Source organism: Mesorhizobium sp. B2-6-4 (genome assembly GCF_006441495.1).
Classification (GTDB): domain Bacteria; phylum Pseudomonadota; class Alphaproteobacteria; order Rhizobiales; family Rhizobiaceae; genus Mesorhizobium.
Window position 1 is genome coordinate 201,369 of record NZ_VFUE01000009.1, and the last position, 18,568, is coordinate 219,936.

19 protein-coding genes are annotated in these 18,568 nt (G+C 64.3%); 12 read left to right on the top strand and 7 right to left on the bottom strand.

Translation table 11 applies throughout. From position 1 onward, the window contains the following. Positions 1-24 precede the first annotated feature (24 nt). The 3 genes from FJ426_RS14730 to FJ426_RS14740 are packed head-to-tail and all read left to right on the top strand — an operon-like array spanning position 25 to position 2,797. On the top strand, positions 25-828 hold the full coding sequence (locus FJ426_RS14730) for an FCD domain-containing protein (RefSeq protein WP_140560401.1): 804 nt from the start codon (positions 25-27) through the stop codon (positions 826-828). Positions 829-853: 25 nt separating this feature from the next. Then, positions 854-1,990, top strand: a complete 1,137-nt coding sequence (locus FJ426_RS14735) for an alpha-hydroxy acid oxidase (RefSeq protein ID WP_140498372.1) — start codon at positions 854-856, stop codon at positions 1,988-1,990. Positions 1,991-2,029: 39 nt separating this feature from the next. Beyond that, entirely contained in the window at positions 2,030-2,797 is a 768-nt protein-coding gene (locus FJ426_RS14740; RefSeq protein ID WP_140498373.1) for a metallophosphoesterase family protein, read from the top strand. Between the two features lie 40 nt (positions 2,798-2,837). Here FJ426_RS14740 and FJ426_RS31605 read toward each other — a convergent pair whose 3' ends face one another. Together FJ426_RS31605 and FJ426_RS14750 are read right to left on the bottom strand one after the other, a co-directional pair. Continuing rightward, positions 2,838-2,978, bottom strand: coding sequence for a hypothetical protein (locus FJ426_RS31605; protein WP_181165325.1), 141 nt, complete (start codon positions 2,976-2,978; stop codon positions 2,838-2,840). 281 nt (positions 2,979-3,259) lie between these two features. After that, positions 3,260-3,958, bottom strand: coding sequence for a type 1 glutamine amidotransferase (locus FJ426_RS14750; RefSeq protein WP_140498543.1), 699 nt, complete (start codon positions 3,956-3,958; stop codon positions 3,260-3,262). 88 nt (positions 3,959-4,046) lie between these two features. Here FJ426_RS14750 and FJ426_RS14755 point away from each other — a divergent pair, with 88 nt between their 5' ends. The 4 genes from FJ426_RS14755 to FJ426_RS14770 all read left to right on the top strand — a co-directional run bounded on the left by FJ426_RS14755 (position 4,047) and on the right by FJ426_RS14770 (position 8,238). After that, entirely contained in the window at positions 4,047-4,709 is a 663-nt protein-coding gene (locus tag FJ426_RS14755) for a hypothetical protein (RefSeq protein ID WP_140498375.1), read from the top strand. A gap of 31 nt (positions 4,710-4,740) precedes the next feature. Then, positions 4,741-5,475, top strand: coding sequence for a 16S rRNA (uracil(1498)-N(3))-methyltransferase (locus FJ426_RS14760; protein WP_140498376.1), 735 nt, complete (start codon positions 4,741-4,743; stop codon positions 5,473-5,475). 243 nt (positions 5,476-5,718) lie between these two features. After that, positions 5,719-7,092 carry a glutamate--cysteine ligase gene (locus FJ426_RS14765; protein WP_140498377.1) on the top strand — a complete coding sequence of 458 codons (1,374 nt, stop codon included), beginning with the start codon at positions 5,719-5,721 and terminating at the stop codon, positions 7,090-7,092. A 99-nt stretch (positions 7,093-7,191) separates the two neighbouring features. Then, positions 7,192-8,238 carry a DUF937 domain-containing protein gene (locus FJ426_RS14770; RefSeq protein WP_140560400.1) on the top strand — a complete coding sequence of 349 codons (1,047 nt, stop codon included), beginning with the start codon at positions 7,192-7,194 and terminating at the stop codon, positions 8,236-8,238. 170 nt (positions 8,239-8,408) lie between these two features. Here FJ426_RS14770 and FJ426_RS14775 read toward each other — a convergent pair whose 3' ends face one another. Next, positions 8,409-8,699 (bottom strand): DUF1127 domain-containing protein, encoded by a 291-nt coding sequence (locus tag FJ426_RS14775; protein WP_140524803.1) that lies wholly within the window; start codon positions 8,697-8,699, stop codon positions 8,409-8,411. A gap of 177 nt (positions 8,700-8,876) precedes the next feature. On the opposite strand from FJ426_RS14775, the gene FJ426_RS14780 reads away from it, so the two are divergent. The 3 genes from FJ426_RS14780 to FJ426_RS14790 all read left to right on the top strand — a co-directional run bounded on the left by FJ426_RS14780 (position 8,877) and on the right by FJ426_RS14790 (position 12,668). Then, positions 8,877-9,833, top strand: coding sequence for a LysR substrate-binding domain-containing protein (locus tag FJ426_RS14780; RefSeq protein ID WP_140498380.1), 957 nt, complete (start codon positions 8,877-8,879; stop codon positions 9,831-9,833). A 76-nt stretch (positions 9,834-9,909) separates the two neighbouring features. Further along, positions 9,910-11,541: an exodeoxyribonuclease VII large subunit gene (gene xseA, locus FJ426_RS14785; protein WP_140560398.1), complete on the top strand. Its 1,632-nt coding sequence runs from the start codon at positions 9,910-9,912 to the stop codon at positions 11,539-11,541. A gap of 8 nt (positions 11,542-11,549) precedes the next feature. Continuing rightward, positions 11,550-12,668 carry a P1 family peptidase gene (locus FJ426_RS14790; RefSeq protein WP_140560397.1) on the top strand — a complete coding sequence of 373 codons (1,119 nt, stop codon included), beginning with the start codon at positions 11,550-11,552 and terminating at the stop codon, positions 12,666-12,668. A gap of 52 nt (positions 12,669-12,720) precedes the next feature. On the opposite strand, the gene FJ426_RS14795 is transcribed toward FJ426_RS14790, so the two are convergent. From FJ426_RS14795 to FJ426_RS14805, 3 genes are all read right to left on the bottom strand, one after another. Beyond that, a complete protein-coding gene (locus FJ426_RS14795; protein WP_140498383.1) occupies positions 12,721-12,972 on the bottom strand; it encodes a DUF768 domain-containing protein in 252 nt (83 codons plus the stop codon). A 410-nt stretch (positions 12,973-13,382) separates the two neighbouring features. After that, complete coding sequence (locus FJ426_RS14800; RefSeq protein ID WP_140560396.1) at positions 13,383-14,072, bottom strand: SDR family NAD(P)-dependent oxidoreductase; 690 nt, start codon at positions 14,070-14,072, stop codon at positions 13,383-13,385. Between the two features lie 326 nt (positions 14,073-14,398). Next, positions 14,399-15,418, bottom strand: coding sequence for an isopenicillin N synthase family oxygenase (locus FJ426_RS14805; RefSeq protein WP_140560395.1), 1,020 nt, complete (start codon positions 15,416-15,418; stop codon positions 14,399-14,401). A gap of 63 nt (positions 15,419-15,481) precedes the next feature. On the opposite strand from FJ426_RS14805, the gene FJ426_RS14810 reads away from it, so the two are divergent. Continuing rightward, the gene (locus FJ426_RS14810) at positions 15,482-15,697 is read left to right on the top strand and encodes a hypothetical protein (protein ID WP_140498386.1); all 216 of its coding nucleotides are present in this window, start codon (positions 15,482-15,484) and stop codon (positions 15,695-15,697) included. A gap of 93 nt (positions 15,698-15,790) precedes the next feature. Next, positions 15,791-16,072 (top strand): hypothetical protein, encoded by a 282-nt coding sequence (locus FJ426_RS14815; RefSeq protein ID WP_224619155.1) that lies wholly within the window; start codon positions 15,791-15,793, stop codon positions 16,070-16,072. Between the two features lie 214 nt (positions 16,073-16,286). Here FJ426_RS14815 and FJ426_RS14820 read toward each other — a convergent pair whose 3' ends face one another. After that, positions 16,287-18,566 (bottom strand): xanthine dehydrogenase family protein molybdopterin-binding subunit, encoded by a 2,280-nt coding sequence (locus tag FJ426_RS14820; RefSeq protein WP_140524807.1) that lies wholly within the window; start codon positions 18,564-18,566, stop codon positions 16,287-16,289. Positions 18,567-18,568 lie beyond the last annotated feature (2 nt).

The window sequence follows — 18,568 nt, forward strand, 5'->3', positions numbered from 1 at the left end:
GGTTCAACACTCCCAGGCATGCCGTTGAGCGACATTTTTTCCAGGATCGAGCACTCGCGAACCGCCGACGAGGTGGTGCAGCAGATCGAAAGCCTCGTCCTCGAAGGCGTGCTGCGCACCGGCGACCGGCTGCCTGGCGAGCGCGAGCTGGCACGCCAGTTCGATGTGTCCCGGCCGATCCTGCGCGACGCGCTGAAGGCGCTCGAGGGACGCGGCCTTTTGACGACGCGGCCGGGCGGCGGCACATATGTAGCCGACATCATCGGCCAGCTGTTCACCAAGCCGGTGGCGGACCTGATCTCGACGCATCGCAAGGCGGTGGCCGATTACCTGGAATATCGCCGCGAGGTGGAGGGGATCGCCGCCGAATATGCGGCGCGGCGCGCCACGCCGGAGGACCTGGCCCTGCTCGACCGCATCATGGCACGCATGGACGAAGCGCACCGCACCGGGGATTTCGACGACGAAGCCGAGATCGACGTCGAATTCCATCATGCGATCTGCGAATGCGCGCACAACATCCTGCTCCTGCATACGCTGCGCTCCTGCTACAGGCTGCTGTCGGAAGGCGTGTTCCAGAACCGGTTGCTGGTGTTCACCGTGCCCGGCGCGCGCGATGCGCTGCTAGCCCAGCACCGGGCGATCCACATCGCGGTCAAGGCCGGCGACCCGGCCGGCGCGCGGCAGGCGGCGATGGACCACATGATCTATGTCGAGCGGTCGATGGCGCAAGCCGAGCGCAGCGGCGACTGGCAGCGCGTATCGCGGCTCAGGCTCAGGCAACGCTCTGAAGCCGGCGGTGCCGAACCGGCGCGCAAACGCTCCTGAACGATATCGATCAAGCGGGGACACGATGAGCGACATTCTCACCATTGCCGACCTCAAGGACCTGGCGCGACGGCGCGTGCCCAGGATGTTCTTCGAGTATGCCGATTCCGGCGCATGGACCGAGAGCACCTACCGGGCCAACGAGGACGACTTCCAGAAAATCAAGTTCCGCCAGCGCGTGCTGGTCGACATGAGCAACCGCTCACTGGAATCGACCATGATCGGCGAGAAGGTGGCCATGCCGGTGGCGCTGGCCCCAACCGGCCTGACCGGCATGCAGCATGCCGACGGCGAGATGCTGGCGGCGCAGGCGGCCGAGGAATTCGGCGTGCCGTTCACGCTGTCGACGATGAGCATCTGCTCGATCGAGGATGTCGCGTCGGTGACGAAGAAGCCGTTCTGGTTCCAGCTTTACGTGCTGCGCGATAAGGACTTCGTGCTCGACCTGATCGACCGGGCAAAAGCGGCGAAATGCTCGGCGTTGGTGCTGACGCTCGACCTGCAGATCCTCGGCCAACGGCACAAGGATGTCCGCAACGGACTTTCGGCGCCGCCCAAGATGACGCTGGCCAACATCGCCAACATCGCGGTCCGTCCGCGCTGGTGGATGGGCATGGCCGGCACGAAGCGCCGCACGTTCCGCAACATCGTCGGCCACGCCAAGGGCGTCGGCGACGTGGCTTCGCTGGCGTCATGGACGACGGAGCAGTTCGACCCGCATCTGTCGTGGAAGGATGTCGCCTGGATCAAGGAACGCTGGGGCGGCAAGCTGATCCTGAAAGGCATTCTCGACAAGGAAGACGCATTGATGGCCGCTGAAACGGGCGCCGACGCGATCGTCGTTTCCAACCATGGCGGGCGTCAGTTGGACGGCGCATCCTCGTCGATCATGGCGCTGGAGGAAATCGCGGACGCGGTCGGCGACAGGATCGAGGTGCACATGGATGGCGGCATCCGCTCCGGCCAGGACGTGCTGAAGGCACTGTGCCTCGGCGCCAGGGGCACCTATATCGGCCGGCCGTTTCTCTACGGCCTGGGCGCGCTCGGCAAGGAAGGCGTTACCAAGGCGCTGGAAATCATCCGTAAGGAGATGGACATCACACTGGCCCTGTGCGGAAAACGTCTGGTGACCGACATGGGCAAGGACCAGATCCGGCGCTAGCCAGGTCGGCGACGGCCTGATCACGGAGACAGCGATACGTTGGCAGAACCCGACATTCATTTCCTGGACGCGCGCGGACCGGACGGCATGCGTCTCTACGCAATCGGCGATGTCCATGGCCGGCTCGATTTGCTGGCCGCCATGCATCAGCGGATCGAGAGCGAGCTCGAATGGAAGCCGGCTCGCGACTGGCGCGTCATCCACCTCGGCGACTATGTCGACCGTGGGCCGGACTCCAAGGACGTCGTCGATTTCCTGATCGAGGCGCGCAAACGCGATCCGCGAAACCTGATGCTTGCCGGCAATCACGATCTCGGATTTCTCGATTTTCTCGATACCCCTGACCCGGACGGGCTTTTCATGCGCTATGGCGGGGTCCAGACGGCGCTATCCTACGGTGTGCCCCTCGCGGCCGACGCCGGCTGGTTCGGCAGGATGGAGACGATGAGACGGGGGCATCAGGCTCTGCTCGAAGCAGTACCGCAACACCATATCGATTTCCTGCGTTCGCTACCCTTCTCAATCAGCTTCGGCGACTTCTTCTTCTGCCATGCCGGCATCCGGCCAGGCGTTGCCCTGGAGAACCAGAATCCGCAGGATCTGATCTGGATCCGCGACGTTTTCCACGATCACGCCGGCCTTTTCCCGAAGATCGTGGTGCACGGCCACACGCCCGTTCCCGAGGCGGAGGTCATGGCCAACCGCGTCAATGTCGATACGCTCGCCTGGCAATCAGGCATGCTGAGCGCGCTCGTTGTCGAGGACGCCGACAAACGCATTCTGACAATGACAATAAGGGAAGCTTGAGTGACGCGCGTCGCGGAAACGACGCGAACGGTCCGGCTATTCAGCGCAGCGAAGCGGTGACGCCGTAGCCGTCGACGGCGTTGTGGTTGTTGGCGGCATCGGCCGCATAGATGCCGAGACCGCAAATCACGATGGCGGACATCATGGCAAAGGACAGAAGCGCTGCTTTCACGGACGTCATCTCTTGTTGAGCTTCCTGCATCTGTGCACGAGGCGGTTACCAATGCGTTGAAACCGAAAATACGTCTCAAAGTTTCGACGATTTCGCGCTTCTAGGCACGTTCTGTATCGGCGGTGTGTCGCACGGGCCACACAAAGGTCCGTCGCGGTTGCACCGGTGATGCAGAGCGCGCGCCTTCTAGGATGGCGGGCGTACACAAGCCAAGGACGAAACCGGTTTTCCCCAGGCGGATTCACCGCCGCGTGCCAATTATGCCACGCCCTGGTCCGCAGAGATGATGCTCAGATCGTCGCCACCCATGCGCGGGCGATGGCAAGGCCGGCAGCATCGGCATCCGGTCCGTTACGGGCCATTTCGCCCTCGAGCTTGCCGGCCCAGTCGGGGTGGCGCGCTGCAATGATCGGCGCGAAAGAGGTGCTCCAGTCCTTCACCAGCGGCCGATCGGCCTCGAAGTGGAACTGGAAGCCGTAGACGGCGCGGCCGACGCGGAACGCCTGGTTCTCGGCGACATCATTGCCGGCGAGCCGCACGGCGTTTTCAGGCAGCACGAAGGTGTCGTCGTGCCATTGGAAGATCGGGAACTTTTCCGGAAGCTCGGCCAGCACCGGATCGGCCTTGGCGTCCGGCGTCAGCGAAACGCCGCGCCAGCCGAATTCGTTGGCGCCGCCGATGCGGTTCTCGCCGCCGAAGGCGCGGGCAACCAGCTGGCTGCCGAGGCAGATGCCGAGCACCGCGCGGTTCTTGCCGGCGAAATCGCGGGTCAGTTCGAGCAGCGCCGGAAAATAGGGATATTCCTCATCGGCCAGCGCGTTCTGGCCGCCGCCGAGCACCACCATGGCGTCGTGGCCGTTCGCATCATCCGGCAGCGGATCGCCCTTGTAAGGAAGGCGGATGTCGAGATCGGCACCGGCTTCCGCAAGTGCCGCGCCGACCTGGCCGAGGCCGGTGTTGTCGTAGTTCTGGACCACCAGCACCCGCATCGCAAAACCCTGCTGACGTGAAAACGATGCGACGAGCGATATCATGGCGCCGGCATTTCAGCCAAGATGCGGGCGCGCGGAGAAAACTATGCCACTGCAAAACCGGGTCGATCCGTTCGGCGCTATCCACGCCGTGCCCGAGCGCGGCCTGTTCATGGGCAATCGCGGCATCATCCACGATCCCGAGACCAGGACGCTGTTGAAAAAACGCTGGGCGCTTCACGCCTGGATCATCTGCGTCTGCGACTTCGGCGACGTGCGGCGCGAGCCGATGGGCCGCAACCGGCGACGTGATGATCTATCGGGACCCAAGGCGGGCTGGACGGAACTGTTCTTCCTCGACGAGGTGACGGCGCTGGCGGCGGGCCATCGGCCCTGCTTCTTCTGCCGGCGCGAACGGGCCAGGGATTTTGTGGGTCGCTTCGGCGAAGCCTTCGGCATAACGGAGCCGCGCGCGCCGCAGGTCGACAAGCGGCTGCACAAGGAGCGGCTGGCCGCGGGCGGCAAGCCGCCGGTGGTGGAGGCTGACGAGCTTGCAGGCCTGCCCGACGGCACGATGGTCGAGGGTGGAGGCAATGCCTACGCCTTGCGTCGCGGCAAGGCGCTGCGCTGGTCGTTCGCAGGATATTGCGGAGCGCAGGATTTCAACGACCTCGCTCATCGGTCGCTACGGCTGCTGACGCCGCCGACCACGATCGGGGTGCTGAGGCGAGGCTACGAACCCGTCTGGCATCCTTCCGCCAAGGCTTGACGGCAACCGCCGGCTCGCCCATTCCTCGGCCATGCGCGCCAATTACAAGATGCAACGCCTGTTCGTGCCCGACGATCTCGGGCCGGAGATCGAGTTCGACGCCGGCCACCAGCAGAGCCATTATCTTCTGCATGTGCTGCGGCTTGGCGAGGGCGCCGAGATCCTGTTGTTCAACGGCCGCGACGGCGAATGGTCGGCGGCCATCGCGGCCAAATCCAAGAAGGCGGTGAAGCTGAGGGTGCTGGCGCGGCAACGGCCGCAGCCGCCGCTGCCCGATCTCGTCTATTGCTTCGCGCCGCTGAAGCAAGGCCGGCTCGACTATCTGGTGCAAAAGGCTGTCGAAATGGGCGCCGGCGTGCTGCAGCCGGTCATCACCCAGCACACGCAAGTGGCCAAACCCTCCATCGACCGCTTGCGCGCCAATGTCGTCGAGGCGGCCGAGCAGTGCGGCATACTTGCGGTGCCGCAGGTGCGGGAAGCGGAAAAGTTCGAACGCCTGCTGACCGGCTGGGACACGGAGCGGCGGCTGGTCTTCTGCGACGAGGACGCTTCGACCAACAATCCCCTGCCCGCGCTGCAAGCGGTAAGCGAAAGGAAGCTCGGCCTGCTGGTCGGGCCGGAAGGCGGATTTTCCGATGAGGAGCGCAAGCTGTTGCGCGCTCTGCCTTTCGTTACTGCCATTCCGCTCGGCCCGCGCATCCTGCGCGCCGATACGGCCGCCGTGGCCGCACTGGCGGTGATGCAGGCCACAATCGGCGATTGGTGAGGGTTTCTTCCTCCCCTCTTGTGGAGATGGGAAGAGCCGCATCGTTCAATTCCTGTTGACCTCTGGCTCAGGATTTTTCGCTTGATCGGCTACTGACATTTCGTCCATCTAGCGCCGGCGGTCTTCCGGCCGCCCTGCAGTGCCGCGCGTCGACGCGCAAAGGCCGCTGTAGTACTTTGATTTTGGCGCATATCCCGAAAATCGAGGTCGATTTCGGGATCATAGCGCCGCAGGGGCTTGATGATGGCGCGCGACACAACCGATTTCCGGCCGATCGAAGGCATGGACGAACTCGTCGCGCATCTGGCCGAGGGCAACAAGCCGCGGAACAAGTGGCGCATCGGCACCGAGCACGAGAAATTCCCGTTCTACGTCGACGGCAACGGGCCCGTGCCCTATGGCGGCGAGCGCGGCATACGCGCCATCCTCGAAGGCATGCAGTCAAAGCTCGGCTGGGACCCCATCATCGATGACGGCCGCATCATCGGCCTGGTCGAGCCGACCGGCCAGGGCGCGATTTCGCTGGAGCCCGGCGGCCAATTCGAACTCTCCGGCGCGCCGCTGGAGACGATCCACCAGACCTGCCGCGAGGGCAATGCCCACCTGGCGCAGGTGCGCGAGATCGCCGAGCCGATGGGCATCCGCTTCCTTGGCCTTGGCGGCAGCCCGAAATGGTCGCTGGCCGAGACGCCGAAAATGCCGAAGTCGCGCTACGAGATCATGACGCGCTACATGCCCAAGGTCGGCACCAAGGGCCTCGACATGATGTACCGCACCTGCACGATCCAGGTTAATCTCGACTTCGAGAGCGAGGTGGACATGCGGCGCAAGATGCAGGTGTCGCTGAAGCTGCAGCCGCTGTCGACGGCGCTGTTCGCCAATTCGCCCTTCACGGAAAGCCGGCCGAACGGCTTGCAGAGCTGGCGCGGCGACATCTGGCGCGACACCGACAACCAACGCTCGGGCCTGCTCGAATTCTGCTTCTCGCCCGATTTCGGTTTTGCCGACTATGTCGAATGGGCACTCGACGTGCCGATGTATTTCGTCATCCGCGACGGCCAGTACCACGACATGACGCACGTCACCTTCCGTCAGTTCATGGCCGGGGCCGTCCGCAATGAAATCCCGGACGGATTGCCGACGATGGGCGACTGGGCTAACCATCTGTCGACGCTCTTCCCCGACGTGCGGCTGAAGCGCTTTCTCGAGATGCGCGGCGCCGATGGCGGGCCGTGGCGGCGCATCTGCGCCCTTCCGGCCTTCTGGGTCGGGCTGCTTTATGACGAGGCAGCGCTCGATGCGGCGGAGGCGCTGACCTCGAGCTGGACCTACGGGGAAGTGCTGGCGATGCGCAACGCCGTGCCCGAACAAGGCATTTCGGCGCCGTTCCGCAACGCCACGTTGCGCGACATCGCTCGCGACGTGCTTACCATCTCGCGCATGGGGCTGAAGAACCGCGGCAAGAAGAACCGCGACGGCTATGACGAGACCTCGTTCCTCAACACGCTCGACGAGGTCGTGGCGCGCGGCACCACCAGCGCCGAGGAGATGCTGTCGGCCTACCACACACGCTGGGGCGGCTCGATCGAGCCGGTGTTCATGGAATACGCCTATTGACCCTCGGCTTTGAGGCGGCCGAGCTCCTGCAAAAGCCGCTTCAATCGGCGGTGGAAACGAATTAGGCTTCTCCGGCGGGGATTTCCGGAGGAGAGACCAATGCCTTCCTTGTTCGACATGCTGGCACAAGCTCAGAACGGCAGCGGCATGCAGGCGCTTGCCCAACAATACGGGCTCTCGATGCAGCAGACACAATCTGCGGTGGAGGCGTTGCTGCCTGCCTTTTCGCAAGGACTGAGGCGCAACACCGCCGATCCCTATGGGCTCGGCGCCTTCATGACGGCGATGGCGAGCGGCCAGCACGCCAAGTATTTCGAGGACGCGACCCGGGCCTTCTCGCCGCAAGGCATCAATGAGGGCAACGGCATTCTGGGGCATCTGTTCGGCTCGAAGGATCTGTCGCGCGCGGTTGCCGGCCAGGCGGCGCAAGCGACCGGTATCAGCCAGCAGGTGCTGCAACAGATGTTGCCGGCCCTGGCCTCGATGATGATGGGCGGGCTGTTCAAGCAGACCACCAATCAGTTGGCCGGGGGGCAGATGCAGGCGGCCAGCGGCTTCGGCGCCGCCGGCAGCAATCCGCTGGGCGAGATCATCGAGCAGATGATGCGCCAGGGAGGCGGCCTGGGCGGCGCCCAGGCGCCGGCGCCGCAGCCGAGCCCGCCATCGCAAGACCCGATGGACAACCCGCTTGGCAAGGTGCTGCAGGACATGTTCGGCGGCGGCGTGCCACAGCCGCAAAGCCGATCCCAGCCGCAACCGCAGCAGACACAGAACCCCTTTGGCGACAATCCGCTCGGCAAGGTGCTGCACGACATGTTCGGTGGTGGCGCGCAGCCGCCGCAAGACCAGCCTCAGCCGCAGCAGACCCAGAGCCCCTATGGCGACAGTCCGCTGGGCAAGATCTTCGAGGAGATGCTGCGGCAAGATGGCGGTGTATCAGGCGGCGAGCAGCCGGCGCCGCAGCCCCAAGCTCGGCGGCAGCCCCAGGCGCCGCAGCCGCAGGCCAATCCGAGCGGCAGGCCGACGAACCCGTTCGACGATCTGTTCGGCAAGATGTTCGAGACCGGAGCGCAGCAGCGCGACGACTACCAGAAAGGCATGGAGTCGATTTTCGACCAGTTCAAGCGCGGCATGGATCGGCGGTAGCCGTCGCCCAGGTTTTGGCTTTTGCCTAGTGCAAAAAGAAAGCCCGGTCCTTGGGAGGACCGGGCAGCGTGCAGGCAGGCCGGCGGGGGACCGGCAGGGAGTGGGAAGCCTGCATGAACCTTGGTCGCGCTGACTGATGAAAAGGTTCAGCGAGACCGAAACCCAACCGATCAGGCCACCCTGCGGGCGATGTCCTCGATGGTTTCGACGCGATCGCTGGCGATTTCGCGCAGCATCGCCGTCGGATCGCGGCCAAACGGCACGTCAATGGCGACGTGCAGGTCGGCGCGCGTCAGGCCGATATCGGCAAGCTCGGCGTCCGACATCTCGCCGAGGCGATAGAAGGCACGGCGGTTTTTCCAGGCCTGGTAGACATTGGAGACCGCATTGATCACGCGCGTCGCAACGGCCGGACGCGTGGTGATGCGCGAGGTCTCGGTGGCGAAATCAAACGTAACCATGTCGGTCTCCTTCAGACTCGAATGGGCAAAACCAGGCGATCGGCGCTGGCGACAGCGGCCGTTCCGGCTTCGATTCACATGCCTTCATGTGGACATCAGCAATTTGCCATTGCTCGATTGATTAATCCAACGAATGTTTCTAATCTTAAGCATCAACACTAGTGATGGATCATGCCGATGAAAGCGCCGCTCGATCTCGATCAGTTGCAGACCTTCATCTCGATCGCCGACACTGGCAGTTTCACCCGGGCGGCCGAAGAGGTGCACCGCACCCAGTCGGCGGTGTCGATGCAGATGCGCCGGCTGGAGGAGCGGATCGGCAAGCCGCTGTTCGAAAAGGAGGGGCGCAGCAACCGACTGACGGAGGAAGGGGACAAGCTGCTTTCCTACGCAAGACGTCTGCTCTATCTCAACCGCGAAACGCTGGCCGCCTTCGACGACCGGCGGCTCGAAGGCACCATCCGCATCGGTACGCCGGACGACTACGCCGACCGTTTCCTGCCCGAGATCATGGCGCGCTTCACGCGTTCCAATCCACGCGTCGAACTGACCGTCGTCTGCGAACCGACGCCGGGGCTGGTCGAACACATCAAGCGCGGCAATCTCGACCTGGCGCTGGTGACGCATAACGACGTGCGCGGCCAGTCCGAGGTGGTGCGGCGCGAACCGCTGCTGTGGGTCACCTCGGCCAACCATGCCACGCACGAGCAGGAAACGCTGCCTATGGCCTTTGGCCGGCCAAACTGTATCTGGCGGCGCGCCGCCGTCGACGTGCTTGACCAGCAGAACCGCGACTATCGCATCCTGTTCACCAGCTTTTCCGCAACGGTCATCACCGCCGCGGTGTTGTCGGGCCTGGCGATCTCGGTGCTGCCGGAATGCGCGCTCAGGCCCGGCATGCGGGTGCTGGGCGAGGCCGACGGCTTCGGCGCCCTGCCCGACTGCCGCATCGGCATCATGCGCGGCCAAACCTCGCGGCCGGAGATCGTCGATGCACTGGCCCGGCACATTTCCGAAAGCCTGGACAACATCTCGGTGCCGCTTGGCGAAGAGGCGGGAACGTTCGATTTCGCGGCACTCGCCTTCAGCAAGATGCGGCGAACCAAGCCGAACCAGATCCTGCCGGGCTGGTAAGCGATCAGACGCACCTGAACGCCGACCTGAAAACAGCCAGCTTGACGCCGGCGCGCAACCACCCCCCAATCGGCCGATGAGCGAAGCAGCATCCGAATCACGCAGCAACGCCACCGAATATACGGTGAGCGAAATATCAGGCGCCCTGAAGCGCACGGTCGAGGATGCCTTCGGCAATGTACGGGTGCGCGGTGAAATCTCGGGTTATCGCGGGCCGCACTCCTCCGGCCATGCCTATTTCACGCTGAAGGACGACCGCGCTCGGCTCGACGCCGTGGTGTGGAAAGGCACGATGGGCCGGCTGAAATTCCGCCCCGAAGAAGGAATGGAGGTGATCGCCACCGGCAGGCTCACCACCTATCCCGGCAAATCCAACTACCAGATCGTCATCGACAATCTGGAACCGGCGGGCGCCGGAGCCTTGATGGCGCTGCTGGAGGAGCGCAAGCGCCGGCTGCAGGCCGAAGGCCTGTTCGAGGGGGGCCGCAAGCGGTTGCTGCCCTTCATGCCGCGCGTCATCGGCGTCGTCACCTCGCCGACGGGGGCCGTCATCCGCGACATCATCCACCGGATCAAGGATCGTTTTCCGCTGCATGTGCTCGTCTGGCCGGTGCGGGTGCAAGGCGAAACCGCGGGCGCCGAGGTGACCGCCGCCGTCGCCGGTTTCAACGCGCTGGCAAGGGATGGCACCATCGAGCGCCCGGACCTGCTGATCGTGGCGCGGGGCGGCGGCAGCCTCGAGGACTTGTGGGGCTTCAACGACGAGGCGCTGGCCCGTGCAGTCGCCGCCTCCGCCATTCCGGTGATCTCGGCCGTCGGCCACGAAACCGACTGGACGCTGATCGACCTCGTCGCGGATGTGAGGGCGCCGACGCCGACGGGGGCGGCCGAAATCGCCGTTCCGGTGAAGGCCGACCTCGAAGCGACGCTCGCCAGTCTCGGCGCGCGGCTCAAGGCTGCGGTTTCGCGCAATTTCGAGCGCAAGCGCCAGTCCGTGCGCGCGGCGGCGCGTGCGCTGCCCTCGCCCGATCAGTTGCTGGCGCTGCCACGGCGTCGCCTCGACGAGGCGGCGAACCGGCTCGGGCGCGGCCTCATGGTCTCGACCGAACGAAAGCGCGGACGCTTCCTCGCCCTGAAACTGACGCCGGCAATGCTGTCGCAGCGAATTGCCGAGGCGCGGCGGACCAACGAGCGCAATCTCCTGCGGGCACAGGGTGCGTTGCGCGCGCTGACGAGGGCCCGGCGCGCGGAACTCAATCGCGCCGCCGATCAGTTGCCGAAATGCGCCCGGGCGTCGCTGCAGCGGCTCCGCCAGCAATTGGCGGCGCTGCAGGGCCGCATCACCATAGAGCCCACGGCGCGGCGGCAGCGGACCCAAAGGGATTTCCTGACCGCGCTGACGCGGCGCAGCACGCATGCGGCATCACTGAGGCTGGAGCGGCTGCGCAGTCGCGTCGCCCAGGCCGACCGCTTGCTGGCGACGCTGTCGCACAAGGCCGTGCTGGCACGCGGCTTCGCCCTGGTGAAGGATGCCGACGGCGCCGTCGTCAAGCGTGCGGCGGAATTGTCGGCGGGGATGGCGCTGTCCCTGGAGTTCGCCGACGGGACGGCGGATGCTGTCGCGACCAGCGGCTCGGCGCGGCCACGACCGGCCGCCAAAACCGCGATCAAGGCCAAGGAGCCCGGCAGCCAGGGCTCCCTATTCTGAACCGTGACATGACAGACAATCCGCATCATCACAAAACGCCCTCCGGCAAGCCGCGCGCGCGAAGCTTCGGCATCGGCTTCGACGGCACGCCCGGCCCGTTCAACGCGATCACCGACGTGGCTGGAGTGTCGGTCGGCTATTCCACGCTGATTTCAGGCGACGGCCCGCTCGTCGTGGGCCAGGGACCGGTGCGCACCGGCGTGACCGCGATCCTGCCCAGGCCGCGGGCCGACCTTGCCATACCGGTCTTCGCCGGCATCTTCAGCCAGAACGGCAATGGCGAACTGACCGGCTCGCATATCGTCGAGGAGACCGGCGCCTTCAACTTCCCCATCACCGTCACCAACACGCATTCCTGCGGCGTTTCGCGCGACGGCACGCTGCGCTGGATGAGCAAGGTGCTGCCAGCCGCACTCGACAGCGGCTGGGGACTGCCGGTGGCAGCGGAAACCTATGACGGCTTCCTCAACGACATCAACGGCCACCACGTGACATCAGGGCATGTTGCCGAGGCGCTCGACGGTGCCGCCAGCGGACCGATCGAGGAAGGCAGCGTCGGCGGCGGCACCGGCATGATCGCCTTCGGCTTCAAGGCCGGTTCGGGCACCGCGTCGCGCATCACCGAATGGCAAGGGCGTGCCTATACTGTCGGCGCCTTCGTGCAGGCGAATTTCGGCAAGCGGCGCAATTTCACGCTTCGAGGCCTGTGCGCCGGGCCGGAGCTCGTCGAACCCGCGATCCGCGAAGGCACGCCACGTGCCGAAAAAGGCTCGATCATCGCCGTTATTGCCACCGACGCACCGTTCCTGCCGCATCAGATGAAGCGGCTGGCCCGCCGTGTGCCGCTCGGCGTCGCCATGACCGGCGGCTTCGGCTATCACAGTTCCGGCGACATCTTCCTCGCCTTCTCTACCGCCAATCCCGACGCGGCCCTGGCGCCGCCGGGCCGGATCGCTCGCGCCGAGTTCATCCCCGACAGCGACATCGATCCGTTCTTCGATGCCGTGGTCCAGGGCGTCGAGGAAGCCGTCCTCAATGCGATGGTCGCCAACGAGGACATGACCGGCCGCGACGGCAATTTCGTGCCGGCGCTGCCGAAGGCGTGGCTGAAGGAGAAATTCGGCTGAGACAAATACGCGGACCGAATGGTCCGCGTATTCATACAGGATTGCTCCTGAATTATTCCGCGGCCTTGCTCGCGGCCTGCTGGTGCTCGTCGGCCTCGGCCGCTTCCTCGAGCCGGGAGGCGATGAGTTCCTGGATATCGCCGACTTCTTCCTGGATATCCTCCAGCGGTATGCCGACCTCGGCCGCCTTGGCAGCGCATTCCCTGGCCAGCGTCTCGGCCTGCTTCTCGATCCTGGCGTGGGACTGGCAATGGACTTTTTCGCCAATCCATCCCTGCAAGAATTCGATGGCGTGCTCACTCATATTGCTTTTCCCTGGCGGCGAAGCCGGTTGGTAATCATAAACGTCGGCATCCGGTGAAGGATGCATGTCCCCATTCCAGCCGAGTCGCCACCGGACGGCAAGCCGATGTCGTCCAAGGTCCACAGAGCCAAAGGAAATAGAGGATTGAAGAACATTTTCTGTTTCTGGGGGGGCGGGTATCGTTTGGCGGGAATCCTGTCCCGCCTCGAGAGGCTGCTTCTACTTGCTTCTTACGGTTTTCAGGTCCGTTTGCATCTCAATGGCTGTCACAACAGCTGCCCGATGACGTTACCGTTTCCAGGCACAAGCCATCGAAGCCGCCGCTATATAGTGACATCCCCATGCAATGTCGACTCTCTCCGCCGCCTTGCATGGAAGCCCCGCGAAAGCTGCATAGGTCACCGTGCCGATCAGAAGGTCTCGACCCAGGGCCTGAGCTCGAGTTCCCAGGTCCAGGCGCTGCGGTTCTGGCGATGGATGCCGAGATAGGCCTCGGCGATCGCGTCCGGCGATAGCCGTCGATCTTGCGGGTCGGGAGCCTCTCCCGGCACGGTCGAGGCAATGGCACCATCGATGACGAAATGCGCGACATGGATGTTCTTGGGGGCCAGTTCGCGAGCCATGGATTGCGCCAGTCCACGCAAGCCGAATTTGGGCATCGCGAAACCGGCCGAGCCGGCGAATCCCTTGACGCTTGCCGTCGCGTCGGTGAAGAAGATCGAGCCCGAGCCTTGCAAAAGCAGCCGGTTGGCTGCTTGCTGGCCAACCGGGAAGCCGCCAAAGGCCCCCACCAGCAAGGCCTGCCTGACAGCCTCTGGATCGAGTTCGGCTATCGGGCCGCGGGCGCGTCCGCTGGCATTGAAGACCACGAGCGACAGCGGGCCGGCCTTGTCAGCGACCTCGAACAGGCGCTGCACCGACGCGGCATCGGAGACATCGGTTGCCACGGCTTGGGCGCCGGTCTGCGCCAGCAATGGGTCGAGCTTCTCGATGTTGCGAGCGGCCAGCACGACACGAAAACCTTCCCTTGCGAGAAGGGACGCAAGCGAGGCGCTCAATCCGGATCCCGCTCCGGCAATGACGGCGACATTGGATGTCATGAGCATCTCTCTTTCGCGGTGGTGACTGGATTGGACAGCGTTGCGCCTTCCCAAGTGGAACGCAAGAGAAAGCATTTCCAAGAAAATGGCGTGTCGTCGTGGCGCGCTTCCCAGGCCGCAAAAACTGTTCCCGGCAAAGAAAAATGGCCGGGCGCGAAGACGGCCCGGCCAGAAAGAAGGTCATAACCTTCAGAGGGGAACACCGTTCGGAGGAATGGGAGGAAACCTCGAACGATATTTTTATGTTGAGCCCATTTTCGTGCGCTGGCGACGAATAGAATTCTAAAATTTTGCTGCTCTACAAAAATTTCTACCTGCCGAATGGCTCAGCCTGCCCGGGTCTCGGGCTCAAGCAGATCGGCATAATGACGCCGCGCAACGTCGGGATGGGAGCGCAGCCTGCTCTTCAGCACATTGGTTCCGACATCGCGAAACAGCGGATTGTCGGGATCGCTGGCCGGCCCGCGCGCCTGCGCCGCCAGTTCCTCGGGAAGCTCGAGCAGCGGTACCGTGGCATCGAGCTTGGCGCTGAAGAAGAACGGCACCGAGATGCGTTCGACGCCGGCGGGCGGCGTCACGACGCGATGCACGGTGGCTCTCAAATAGCCGTTCGAGGCGAGCTCCAGCAGCTCGCCGATGTTGACGACGAGCGTTCCGGGAATCGGATCCACGTCCACCCAGCTTCCGTCATAGTCTACCTGCAGGCCCTTGTTGTCGTCCTGGAGCAGCAGCGTCAGGAAGCCGCCATCCTTATGCGCGCCGACGCCCTGGTCGCCGCCGGTCGCTTCGCGGCCGGGGTAGCGCACGATCTTCATGCGATGATTGGGTTCGCCGCCATAGATCGGATCGAAAGCGTCCTCGGCCTGGTCGAGCGACAGCGCGAAGGCCTTGAGCAGACGAATGGCCACGGCCGTCGCCTTCGCCTGCCAGGCCAGCAGCGCCGGCTTCAGCTCCGGCAACGCCGACGGCCACTGGTTCGGCCCCTGCAGCCGCGTCCAAGCAGGAATTCCCGGGCCTTGCGCGATGGGCGGGCGCTCGACGCCGATGTCGAGCTGCTCGCGCCAGTCGGCCTTGCCCTTGGTCAGTTCGCCGCCAGCGCGGGTATAACCGCGGAACTGCGAGGAATTGACCATCTCTATCGACAGCTTGTCGGCTTCCGGCAAGGCAAAGAAACGCCGCGAAGCGGCGAGCGTCTCGCTGATGTCGGCCCATGGGATGCCGTGGCCCGCCAAATAGAAAAAACCGATATCGCGCGAGGCGGAGCGCAGATCCGCCAGAAACGTCCGGCGCTCCGACGCGCCTTGTTCGAGACGGCTCAGATCGAGCACGGGCACTATTCTGGGCATGTCAGCTCCTTTCCGGGTTCTTTCCGGGTGCTGCTTGAAAACTTCGCCCGGAAAACCGGGCCCGTGGATGTGCTGCTCCTTTTCCAGCGGCCGAAGCCGCCATCGATGCCCCAAATCTCACGGAGTTCAGTGCGCCGGGAAAGGAACGATCGGCTTTTCGATGCCGCCGGGACGAACAATTTTTCTATTTGGGCGGGCAGCCTGACGATGAGCGCGATCATTGCGCGAAACAGCGGCGTGTCATTTCAGGCACAGCGCGAAGCTGTCATTGGCCCTTGAACGGCCGCGCGGGAGGCGCGTAACATCGTGGCACTTGAATTTGAGTCTGTTTCATTCGTCCGGGCTAAAGTCCGGATCGGTTTGGATAGGTCCTTGAACACGCAAGCAATCGGCAGCGCGGCGGGGCGCGGCAAATCGTTTGCCCATGTGGCGCAAGCCTCCTGGGGCAAGGGCCCTGGCACCTTGCTGCGTATCATGCGCATGACGCTGCGCCACCCTTGGCAGGTCGCCATCACCATCGTCTCGACCTTCATCGCCGCGACGCTGCAGCTTTTCATTCCGCGCCTGCTGGGACACGCCATCGACCAGGCGCAGGGCGTGGTGGCTGCCGGTGCAAATACCGGGCCGAGCAGGCGCTGTGGAATACGGCGCTGACGCTGCTCGTCGTCAGCATCCTGCGCGGCCAAGGCTGAGCGCTCCTACGGTCAGTTCCGTTCGATGGGGCGGGAAGGGTTCCGGCTGTTCCGGATCACCCTGGCATGAAACAGTCGGTTCCTGACGCATCAGCATCCCGATCCGCAAGGCAGTGAAACTGGGCGAGGACAAACCCACGCTTGTTGCGGCGGAGCAATCCTCTTTGTCTCGGTCCTCAAACGATCAGATCGTCAATTCTGATCGGCAAGTCGCGGATCCGCTTGCCGGTCGCGTGGTAGACAGCGCTGGCGACGGCAGCGGCGGTGCCGACATTGCCGAGTTCGCCCAGGCCCTTCACACCAGCCGGATTGACCTCATGGTCGATCTCCGGAACCAGTATGACGTCAAGGTCCCTGACATCGGCATTCACCGGGACCAGATAATCCTGCAGGTCGCGGTTCACATAGCGGGCATAGCGGGTATCGATCTCGGTCGCCTCATGCAGGGCCTGGCCAATGCCCCAGATCATGCCTCCCATCAGCTGGCTGCGCGCGGTGCGCGTGTTCATGATGCGCCCGGCGGCGAACGCACCGACAATGCGCGGCACACGGATTTCGCGCGTGTAACTGTGGATGTGCACCTCCACGAATTCGGCCCCGAACGCATATTTCACCGAATCCGCGTCGGACTCGCCGCCATGGAATTCCGACTGGCCGGCATAGAGTTTTTTGAGCGCTTCGGGGGTCGAGCCCTTCGGCGCGAATTCGGCATATTCCTCGATGGCGCCTACCTGCATGGCCTTGAATATATCGGCGGTGCTTGCCGACGCCCCGCCCTTGGTGAGGATCCGTCCCTCGTGGAGGTCCAGTTCCTCATTGTGCGAGCCTGCAAGAGGGCCACCCTCCGCGACCGCTGCGGCGAACAATTTCGTGCGCACAGCATCACACGCCTTGAGCACGGCCGAACAGACGCTGGCAGTGGAAATCGAACCTCCCGATACCGGCGCCGGCGGCAAGGCACTGTCGCCCATCTCGACGGCGACCTTGCCGATGTCGACACCGAGACGTTCCGCCGCCATCTGGCCGGCAACGGTTCGCACACCTGTGCCGATTTCATGCGAGCCGCACTGCACGCGCACGTCTCCTTCGGCCGTCAGGCGCACGCGGGCCGCGCATGGCGCGGCCGCGGTCGGGTAGACTGCCGTCGCGCATCCCATGCCGACGAGCCAGTCTCCGTCACGCATCGAGCCGACTTTCGCATCCCGTCTTGTCCAGCCGAAGGCGTCAGCGGCCTGATCGTAGCATTTCATCAGCGACCGGCTGGAGAACGGCTTGCCGCCGATCGGCTCCTTCTGGGGCTCGTTGATCCGGCGAAATTCGATCGGGTCCATGCCGAGTGCGACGGCCATTTCGTCCATGGCGCTCTCGAGGGCATAGACGTAGGGCGTCTCGGGCGGCGAGCGCATATAACCGGGCGTGTTGCGATCCGCCTGCACCAGCGAGACATGCGTCAGCACCGAGCCATAAGCATACATGCGACCGGTGGCCGAAGTCCCGCCGACGACATAGGAATCGGGTCTCGAGGTCACCTCCCAGCCTTCATGGCCGAAAGCAGTGATGCGGCCGTCCTTGCCGGCGCCGATGCGGATGCGGTGCCGGGTTTCGGCCCGATAGGTCTGGGTGCCGAACGCCTGCATGCGGCTGACCACACAGCGCACCGGCCGGCCAAGCCGCCTGGCGGCCACAGCCACGATGGCCGTTCGCGCCGTCATCGGCCCCTTCGAGCCGAATGCGCCGCCTACGTTAGGGCAGACGATGCGCACATTCGCTGGGTCGAGCCTCAATTGCCGCGCCAACTCGACTTTCCAGCCGGTCACGTTCTGGGAGGGCTCGTAAACGGTGAGTTGGTCGCCTTGCCAAACAGCGGTGGTCGAGAACAGCTCTATCGGGTTGTGATGCTGGGTCGGCGTCGAATACCGCGCATCGATCTTCATCGGGGCCGATTCATACGCGGCATCGAAATCGCCGGCCTTGACGTCCTCCTTGAACAACGGGCTTTTGCCGGCGGCGTCGATGGTCTTTGTCCCCGGCATGTCGAAACTGGCGGTCGGCTTTTCCTCGGCATAGTCCGCGCGGATCCTTTGCGCCGCCTCCTCGGCTGCTTCGAAGGTCTCGGCGACCACCAGCGCAATGATCTGACCGTCATGGAAGATCGCCTTGTCATGCAGCGGCCCGATAGAACTCGCGCCGGTATTTCCGAATTTCGGCGTCTCGACCTTGTCGAGGTCGCCATAGGTGACGATGTCGAGGACGCCGGGCACCGAGCGCGCGTCATCCAGGTAAAGCCTGGCGACCTTGCCCTTGGCGATGCTGCTCGTCGCGAGCACGGCGTGCGCAATGTTGGCGGCCGGGAGATCCGCCGCGTATTCGGCCTGGCCGGTCACTTTCAGCCGCGCATCGATACGCGGCAGCGGCTGTCCCATGTTTTCCTTCGGCTGTGGAGCGGCGACGTTCATGA

Bases quoted from the DNA above. Each gene is read 5' to 3' on its own strand.
- FJ426_RS14735 (WP_140498372.1), top strand. From the start codon at position 854: ATGAGCGACATTCTCACCATTGCCGACCTCAAGGACCTGGCGCGACGG.
- FJ426_RS31605 (WP_181165325.1), bottom strand. From the start codon at position 2,978: ATGACGTCCGTGAAAGCAGCGCTTCTGTCCTTTGCCATGATGTCCGCC.
- FJ426_RS14750 (WP_140498543.1), bottom strand. From the start codon at position 3,958: ATGCGGGTGCTGGTGGTCCAGAACTACGACAACACCGGCCTCGGCCAG.
- FJ426_RS14755 (WP_140498375.1), top strand. From the start codon at position 4,047: ATGCCACTGCAAAACCGGGTCGATCCGTTCGGCGCTATCCACGCCGTG.
- FJ426_RS14760 (WP_140498376.1), top strand. From the start codon at position 4,741: ATGCGCGCCAATTACAAGATGCAACGCCTGTTCGTGCCCGACGATCTC.
- FJ426_RS14765 (WP_140498377.1), top strand. From the start codon at position 5,719: ATGGCGCGCGACACAACCGATTTCCGGCCGATCGAAGGCATGGACGAA.
- FJ426_RS14770 (WP_140560400.1), top strand. From the start codon at position 7,192: ATGCCTTCCTTGTTCGACATGCTGGCACAAGCTCAGAACGGCAGCGGC.
- FJ426_RS14775 (WP_140524803.1), bottom strand. From the start codon at position 8,699: ATGGTTACGTTTGATTTCGCCACCGAGACCTCGCGCATCACCACGCGT.
- FJ426_RS14780 (WP_140498380.1), top strand. From the start codon at position 8,877: ATGAAAGCGCCGCTCGATCTCGATCAGTTGCAGACCTTCATCTCGATC.
- xseA (WP_140560398.1), top strand. From the start codon at position 9,910: ATGAGCGAAGCAGCATCCGAATCACGCAGCAACGCCACCGAATATACG.
- FJ426_RS14790 (WP_140560397.1), top strand. From the start codon at position 11,550: ATGACAGACAATCCGCATCATCACAAAACGCCCTCCGGCAAGCCGCGC.
- FJ426_RS14795 (WP_140498383.1), bottom strand. From the start codon at position 12,972: ATGAGTGAGCACGCCATCGAATTCTTGCAGGGATGGATTGGCGAAAAA.
- FJ426_RS14800 (WP_140560396.1), bottom strand. From the start codon at position 14,072: ATGACATCCAATGTCGCCGTCATTGCCGGAGCGGGATCCGGATTGAGC.
- FJ426_RS14805 (WP_140560395.1), bottom strand. From the start codon at position 15,418: ATGCCCAGAATAGTGCCCGTGCTCGATCTGAGCCGTCTCGAACAAGGC.
- FJ426_RS14820 (WP_140524807.1), bottom strand. From the start codon at position 18,566: ATGAACGTCGCCGCTCCACAGCCGAAGGAAAACATGGGACAGCCGCTG.